Raw genomic sequence first — 6,841 nt, forward strand, 5'->3', positions numbered from 1 at the left:
GAATCATAAAAAAATTATTTTCATGATTATCGTTTTATCATTAATCGTAATCCTCATACATGGCGCATATAAATATGTAACTGAAGGTTCAATTTTGGGAGGAACAATATTCGCTATTTCGTTAATACTTAGTAATTTAATTAATCACATTACTTGGGGCGATCCAAACGGAGTATCTGAAGAAAGTCAAGATGAGATGGGACAACAAATTACATATAAAAGCTTTAAAATTGCTTATTTTGTGCTTATGTGTGTAATGTTTCTTATTTTAATGTTTTCAGAAGGATTTTCATTTCTATTACTCGATGAAATTAAAAACCTACCTTTGTTTATAGCACTTTGTTCTTCATTCTTTATTTATCCTATTGTTGAACTTATTGTCGCAAAACAATATAAATAAAAAAGTGGTTTTCTATCTGCAGAAAACCACTTTTTTATGTTTAAATACCCTCTACTATCGCTTTTAATTTATTCACAGTCCGCCAATTCCTTACTGTAGCTGGTGTATGTAATTTTTGAAACTGGTTCATTAATTTAGAATTCCGGATACTTTTTTTGAAAAACAAATACACTACTCTTCCTTCAATATGGCAATCTTCTATTTCACTTTTAATCGTAAACAACTGATTACTGTCTTCTTCAGAAAGTACATTGGCTAAAAAGGCAACATGTATGCTTTCTCCTTCTAACAATAAATCTGCTTCATAAGGACACGTTTTTATAATATTTATAAATTCATCTTTTGTTCTTAACATGACTGGAACATCGAAATCAAAAACATTCTTAATTTCACATTCAATTCGTTCCTTTAAAAAGCTTATCTCTTCTTCTGACTCAAACACTACATTTCCACTTTGAATATATGTTTTCACTTTTTTTAACCCTATTGATTCAAAGACTTTTTTCAAATCCGCCATTTTGATTACTTTATGTCCACCTACATTAATTCCCCGTAGTAGTGCAATATAAATTATCATATGATTACCCCTCACGTATTTAAATGCTTAACAATCGAATTGTTTTTCACCTTCATACTTCTCGAATACTTAATTTAATGCCTCTAACATATCATGTTTGGAAAATATCTCAAATAAAAAAACTTACTACATGATCTTTTCAAGAGTAAGCTTTGTTATCTCATTATCTCGTTATAGGTAAATGTAATATGAATTGTTGTCCAATCGGTCCCATTCTTCTATACCCTTTATCTTGAAACCCAACTTTTTCATATAACTTTTGCGCTGGAATATTTTTTTCATTTACTGCAAGTATAACTTCATTTTTTATTGGATAATAATATTTTACAAAGTCTTGTAATAACGCTAATGATTTTTTAGCATATCCTTTCCTTTGTTTATTATGATCAATAGAAAAAGAAGTTAAAAGTATGGCATCCTTATTTTCTGTAAACTCCTGTACTCTGTCACCTGTTTGTAATATAAATACACCCACAGGTACTCCGTTATAGTTTAAAATAACAACTACATTTTTCGTTCGATCATTTTTCGCTTTCTCCAGTAATTCACCTGGATTCGCCGTAAATTGAACTTGTTCACTTGGTAAAGTAAATGATTGTATTATCTCTTTATACTGCTCCTTATAGGGAACCAATTGTATTTCCCCTGTATGTACGTTCATGCTTAACTCTCCCATTCCTTCAATTTATTAACTTAAACCTTGCTGTGTTTTAGAATACACTTTTCCATCCAAAAATGTAATTTCAGCAAATGATTTTGGATCGTTGCCTTTCCAAGCAAAAATTTGTTTAATTCGTGTAGAATGTTCTTCCCCTTCTTCTATGAGTAAATCCCCTTCAAAACCGATTAAATCTTTCACTTCTAAATATGTCATTCCTTCATTAATATTTGAGAAATGATTTACATTAATAGATTTTTGATTTTTATTTTCCGTTATAGTAGAAGATGTAGCGGTTTTCTTCTTCACTTCTTTCTTCTGCTCACACGCTGTCATACTAAAACCTACGCATAAACTACACAATATAAGTGTGCTTTTTTTCATCATAACGGTTGTCCCTCCCCTCATTATTAAACCATATTTTCCCTTAAAAATAAACTGAATATTTAATTTAAAACAAAAACCCCGTACGATTTAGTACGGGGTTTCCACTATTTTTTCAAATGATTATTTGACTGATCATCTTGTTCTTTTCGTAGTTCTTGTTCTTCATCTTTTGGTAATTGTTTATCATTATCTTTAATTGGGTTTGTTTCTCTATTTTCAATCATATCATTTGGAACTTGCGGCATTACACGGCCAACAATTGCTGCTAATTCTTCTAATATACCTTCTCCCGTGTTACCTTTTTTGATTTGTTTTCCAATTTGCTTAAGACGTTCGTACGTATCAATATCTGCTACAACTACTGCGTTTGCACCATCAGGATCATTTTTTAAACTTTCTGCAACAGAGTATTTAATTGATTCTACACGAGTTCTATCTAGTTTTGCTTTTACATCAATACCTACAACAGCATATTTCCCAACCACTACTGCTGTCGCATCATTCACACCTGGTACGCTTGCAGCTAAGGATGCTAAATGATCAGCAGCTTTTTCGTTTGGCTTATTTGATTTATTTGTATAATTAACATTTTTCATCGAGACATTTTTTTGTTCTGGCTTTTCATTAGGATTGTCTTTTTTTCCAATGCTACATCCAGTAATAACGAAACAAAGCATTACCATATATATAATGATTTTCATTATTTTCACCACTTTATCATTGATGTTTAATCATAAATTTTTTCAACAGCTTGCATCTTCTTCACTTTTTCTTCTGCTCCATTATTTGCGTTAATGAAAATTTGGTACGTATCTTTCCCTAAAGTACCAATAAATTCATAACAAAGTACTTCATTATGCAAGTCATTTACTACTACAGCTTTACGTTCTTCCATAACTTTTACATCGGGGTTAATTTTCTTTCTCGCCTCAGCAGCAGTTAGTTTCGCACTCGGAATTGTACGTTTTTGATGCGATGCTAAATATTCCTTTGCGGAAAAACCAACAATCGACCCATCATCTAAAGCAATTTTCATTTGGATTGCTTCTGGATAAATACGCACTCCATTTTCATTTACAACGTACGTAAACACACCAATATTATCATATTGAGAACTATCAAACAGCTCCATATTTGTAAACTTCTGATCCTTTAAAAACGTCAACCCTTTACTTCCTGCATCATTTAAACTAATTTTTTGCTCTTTAATTTCTCGGTTATTCATTACCCAAATTGGATATCCGCCTTTTCCGGTAATATCCATATAATACTCATTGTTTGTTGCTGGGTCTTTAATTTTCACACTGTAGAAAGATTCTTTTGCACCTTTTCCACTTTTCTCAACATTTACTTTTTCATTTCCTTTTAAATTCAAAAATGATTTTGCAATTTTTGCTGCCTCATCTTCTGAAATTGCTTTTCCTTCTGCTTCAAACCCACCTTTTTTATTCTTTTGTGCACTTGTAAAAGTCGGTCCAAAGTTAGTAGAAGAGTATGACGTTACATTCTTCTCAACTGTTTTTAATCCATCAATAATTGTGTTATCTGCTGGATCTCGATTTGAAGCAAGTGCCATCTCTACGTCCATCCAGCGTAAATTGTTTTTCAACACAAGATGTTGCACTTTTCTTAATTCATCTTGAATATTTCCTGCATTTGAATATAAAGTTTGTAATGTTTTGTATTCTTGATCATTTAACGGTTCTTTTTCTAAATCACGAATCGCTGCACGATAGCTAAAATCACCGATATTCGCTAAAAATTCTTCCGTTTTATTAAACGGCATTAATGTTAATGGTAGTTGGCCTACATCAGAACGAGCTTCAGATGTTAAACGCCACACATCTGCTAAAGCTGGTGATAATGAGGAACGTGAATTCATCGCAAGCGTTGTCCCAATTTTATCGTGTAGTAAGTCAACCTCATACGCTAAATCATGAAACGCGCGCTGATAACTATTTTCCGCTCTAATTAATACCGCATTCTTCTCTTGATGCTCTTTATAGCCCCAATATCCTGTTCCGACTACACCTACTGTTAACAGTACAATGATAATACCTCGTAACACGTTTCCACCTCCGCTCTATTTACAGAAAATATGTTTACCGATTTTTTTAATTTGTGGACGACTCCAAATCCATTTACTTGTCGCAGTATCTGGATTGAAATAATAAAGTGCATTCCCTGTTGGATCCCAGCCATTAATCGCATCTAATACAGCCTTTTTCGCCGTTTCATTTGGCGTTAAATAGATTTGTCCATCCGCTACTGCTGTAAAGGCTCTCGGTTCAAAGATTACACCTGAAACAGTATTTGGAAACGATGCGCTTGTAACACGATTTAAAATAACCGAAGCCACTGCTACTTGTCCTAAATATGGCTCACCACGTGACTCTCCGTAAACAGCGTTTGCCATTAGCTGAATATCATTTTGAGAATAACCGTTTGGAACATTTGTCCCTTTACTTTGTGGTGGTTTATTTTCTTGTGCAGTACCGCCGCTATTCCCTTTATTCGTTGTAGTACCTTTATTAGCGGTCGACTTATCATACTTCGTTGCCTTAACAAGTTTCTGCTTCGTTGTAGCACCCGCTAAACCATCAACAGGTAGTCCAAATTTCTCCTGAAAATTCCGAAGTGCCCAGTATGTACCCCATCCGAAAACACCATCAACTTTCCCCGTATAAAATCCGTTATATTTCAAACGAGTTTGCAGTTCAATGACATCTTCTCCAGATGCTCCTCTTTGAATCACTTGATTCGAAAAGGCTTCTACATTTTTTAGTTGTATACTGCTGACCATCAAAGATAGTCCTATGAATACAAGCAAAATTGCTATTTTAAAAACTGCTTTTTGACGCATATATTTCCCTCCTTAATTGTAGAAATGATTTCTTGGTTATGTTTTGTAAAACCCTCGCTTTTATGTAAAGAAGTCAAAAAAATCCAAACTTATATGCTTAAAGAAATATGTAAACAATATACAAAAAGAATAAAAGGAGATTATTATGAAGCAATTCATTACACGTACAGCATTTATAATTTTTTTAATAACAATATGTTCAAATATACATACGGGTCCATCTATAGTTCACGCACAGCCGCCCTATGCAAAATGGGGTAAACTGGCCGTTGAAAAAACGAAAGAACAATATCCGAAAGCAGAGATTATTGATTACCTTCATATAGGTAGAAAACCAAAAACTGTTCAAATAACAGTTGAAAAATTTAAATTGTGGCTTCGTGAAAATGGAAAAGAATATGGTGTTTTTGTCGATGTAGAATTCGATACGAAAACAGAGAAGTTTTTAAAGATGTCATTTCAGAAAACAAGTCGATAGAACAAATAACCCCCTCTGTTTTAAGTAAAACAGAGGGGGTTATTCATACACATTTAATAATGAAAGTTATTGTTTTAAACTTAAAGATCGATTCCCTAACATTTTCACCAATCCACAAACAACTCCAATTACAACCGCTATTCCGATACTATATAAAAGTACTTTCCCATATCCACCTATTCTCGGATCGAGAAACGGATATGGGTACCAATTAACGAATAGACCACGTATTAAGCTATAAATAACATATAAAATCGGGAAAATCAGCCAACTAGTTGCTTGTTTCCACGTGATTGTCTTCGTAGGTGGATTTATAACCCAATCTAAAATCATTGCTAATGGCATAATGTAATGGAGCACAGTATTTACCCACGGTATCGGCGTTTGAAGTGACTCTTCTAATCCCCTTAATAGCAAAAAATAAATAAGTCCCGTTGTCAGTATGTATACTGTAGCTGCGCCGCGAAGAACTCCAAACTGTTCGGAACGTCCGAATGTGGCTGTCCCCAAACTACTTAATAGAAGAATTACCGCCACTAAAATGTTGCTTTCAATTGTGAAGTAACTAAAAAAATTAACTGGATTGAACGGTTTCACTTGTGCTCTTGTAACAAATTGAGTAATAAGTGCACTAAACGCTAGAAGACTTAATAACAGTCTATAAATCGCTATCATTTTTGCACTTCTCATAAAACACCTCCTTCCTCTTCTTATTTATGATTGGAATTCTCTTTTATATGCTCTATAAATAACTTTAATGGTACGAGGCCACGTTTCGGCATGTGACTACTAATAACCGCTACGAGCTCTAACTGCGGAATGATAATAATGTATTGTCCTCCGTATCCCATAGCAAAATACATACAATACGGTATGTGAAATCTTTCGTTATGTAATACCCACCAGTGATACCCATATGACCCGACATGTTCATACGTTTCAAATAAAGCTGTACTTGATTCTTCTAACCAACGCGATGATACAATCTCATTCCCCTTCCAAAATCCATTCTGCAAACATAATTTTCCTAACTTTAATAAGTCTATAGATTTCATTTTCATGCCGAACCCGCCAACATATATACTCTGCGGATCTTGTTGCCACTCATACTCCGTAATGTTTAACGGCTCAAATAAATACTTTTTCGCGAACTGCTCCGTCGACATTCCAGTTGCTTCTTGAATGATGTAACTAAGTAAATGAGAAGAACCTGAATTATAATTCATTTTCGTACCCATTTCTTCAATGAGCGGCTTTTCTAAAATGTAATTCACCCAGTTGTCTGATTCTACAAAATCATTTGGGAAAACGACTCCATTCCCAAACTCTTTCCAATCCTCTCCTGTTGTCATCGTCAATAAATGATAAAGGGTTAATTCTCTCTTTTCCTCTGGTACATTTGGAATCCAAGTTGTGATTGGTGTATGTATATCGTTTATATACCCTTTATCAATTGCGCTACCAATTAATATAGATAC

The 6,841-nt window shown here is 33.8% G+C and carries 10 protein-coding genes; 2 read left to right on the forward strand and 8 right to left on the reverse strand.

The window, feature by feature from the left end:
* Positions 1–400 (forward strand): hypothetical protein (locus KI356_RS21170; RefSeq protein WP_238486215.1); only part of this gene is annotated, 400 nt, incomplete at its 5' end.
* 40 nt (positions 401–440) lie between these two features.
* On the opposite strand, the gene KI356_RS21175 is transcribed toward KI356_RS21170, so the two are convergent.
* From KI356_RS21175 to sleB, 6 genes are all read right to left on the reverse strand, one after another.
* Positions 441–977 (reverse strand): DUF1697 domain-containing protein, encoded by a 537-nt coding sequence (locus tag KI356_RS21175; protein WP_128280208.1) that lies wholly within the window; start codon positions 975–977, stop codon positions 441–443.
* Positions 978–1,140: 163 nt separating this feature from the next.
* A complete protein-coding gene (locus KI356_RS21180; protein WP_128280209.1) occupies positions 1,141–1,638 on the reverse strand; it encodes a GNAT family N-acetyltransferase in 498 nt (165 codons plus the stop codon).
* A gap of 27 nt (positions 1,639–1,665) precedes the next feature.
* The gene (locus KI356_RS21185; RefSeq protein ID WP_128280210.1) at positions 1,666–2,022 is read right to left on the reverse strand and encodes a hypothetical protein; all 357 of its coding nucleotides are present in this window, start codon (positions 2,020–2,022) and stop codon (positions 1,666–1,668) included.
* A gap of 104 nt (positions 2,023–2,126) precedes the next feature.
* Positions 2,127–2,723, reverse strand: a complete 597-nt coding sequence (locus tag KI356_RS21190) for a YhcN/YlaJ family sporulation lipoprotein (RefSeq protein WP_128280211.1) — start codon at positions 2,721–2,723, stop codon at positions 2,127–2,129.
* A 26-nt stretch (positions 2,724–2,749) separates the two neighbouring features.
* Entirely contained in the window at positions 2,750–4,090 is a 1,341-nt protein-coding gene (ypeB, locus tag KI356_RS21195; RefSeq protein ID WP_212936365.1) for a germination protein YpeB, read from the reverse strand.
* A gap of 15 nt (positions 4,091–4,105) precedes the next feature.
* Positions 4,106–4,885 (reverse strand): spore cortex-lytic enzyme, encoded by a 780-nt coding sequence (sleB, locus tag KI356_RS21200; protein WP_002119886.1) that lies wholly within the window; start codon positions 4,883–4,885, stop codon positions 4,106–4,108.
* Positions 4,886–5,030: 145 nt separating this feature from the next.
* Here sleB and KI356_RS21205 point away from each other — a divergent pair, with 145 nt between their 5' ends.
* Positions 5,031–5,363, forward strand: a complete 333-nt coding sequence (locus KI356_RS21205; protein WP_128280214.1) for a DUF3889 domain-containing protein — start codon at positions 5,031–5,033, stop codon at positions 5,361–5,363.
* A 66-nt stretch (positions 5,364–5,429) separates the two neighbouring features.
* On the opposite strand, the gene KI356_RS21210 is transcribed toward KI356_RS21205, so the two are convergent.
* Together KI356_RS21210 and KI356_RS21215 are read right to left on the reverse strand one after the other, a co-directional pair.
* Positions 5,430–6,053 (reverse strand): Pr6Pr family membrane protein, encoded by a 624-nt coding sequence (locus tag KI356_RS21210; protein ID WP_128280215.1) that lies wholly within the window; start codon positions 6,051–6,053, stop codon positions 5,430–5,432.
* Positions 6,054–6,073: 20 nt separating this feature from the next.
* Positions 6,074–6,841, reverse strand: a 768-nt coding sequence (locus KI356_RS21215) for a serine hydrolase domain-containing protein (RefSeq protein ID WP_212936366.1), incomplete at its 5' end; no start/stop codon positions are given.

This window comes from Bacillus hominis (assembly GCF_018332515.1).
Classification (GTDB): Bacteria; Bacillota; Bacilli; order Bacillales; family Bacillaceae_G; genus Bacillus_A; species Bacillus_A hominis.

Coding starts and splice junctions, on each gene's coding strand:
- KI356_RS21175 (WP_128280208.1), bottom strand. CDS start 977: ATGATAATTTATATTGCACTACTACGGGGAATTAATGTAGGTGGACAT.
- KI356_RS21180 (WP_128280209.1), bottom strand. CDS start 1,638: ATGAACGTACATACAGGGGAAATACAATTGGTTCCCTATAAGGAGCAG.
- KI356_RS21185 (WP_128280210.1), bottom strand. CDS start 2,022: ATGATGAAAAAAAGCACACTTATATTGTGTAGTTTATGCGTAGGTTTT.
- KI356_RS21190 (WP_128280211.1), bottom strand. CDS start 2,723: ATGAAAATCATTATATATATGGTAATGCTTTGTTTCGTTATTACTGGA.
- sleB (WP_002119886.1), bottom strand. CDS start 4,885: ATGCGTCAAAAAGCAGTTTTTAAAATAGCAATTTTGCTTGTATTCATA.
- KI356_RS21205 (WP_128280214.1), top strand. CDS start 5,031: ATGAAGCAATTCATTACACGTACAGCATTTATAATTTTTTTAATAACA.
- KI356_RS21210 (WP_128280215.1), bottom strand. CDS start 6,053: ATGAGAAGTGCAAAAATGATAGCGATTTATAGACTGTTATTAAGTCTT.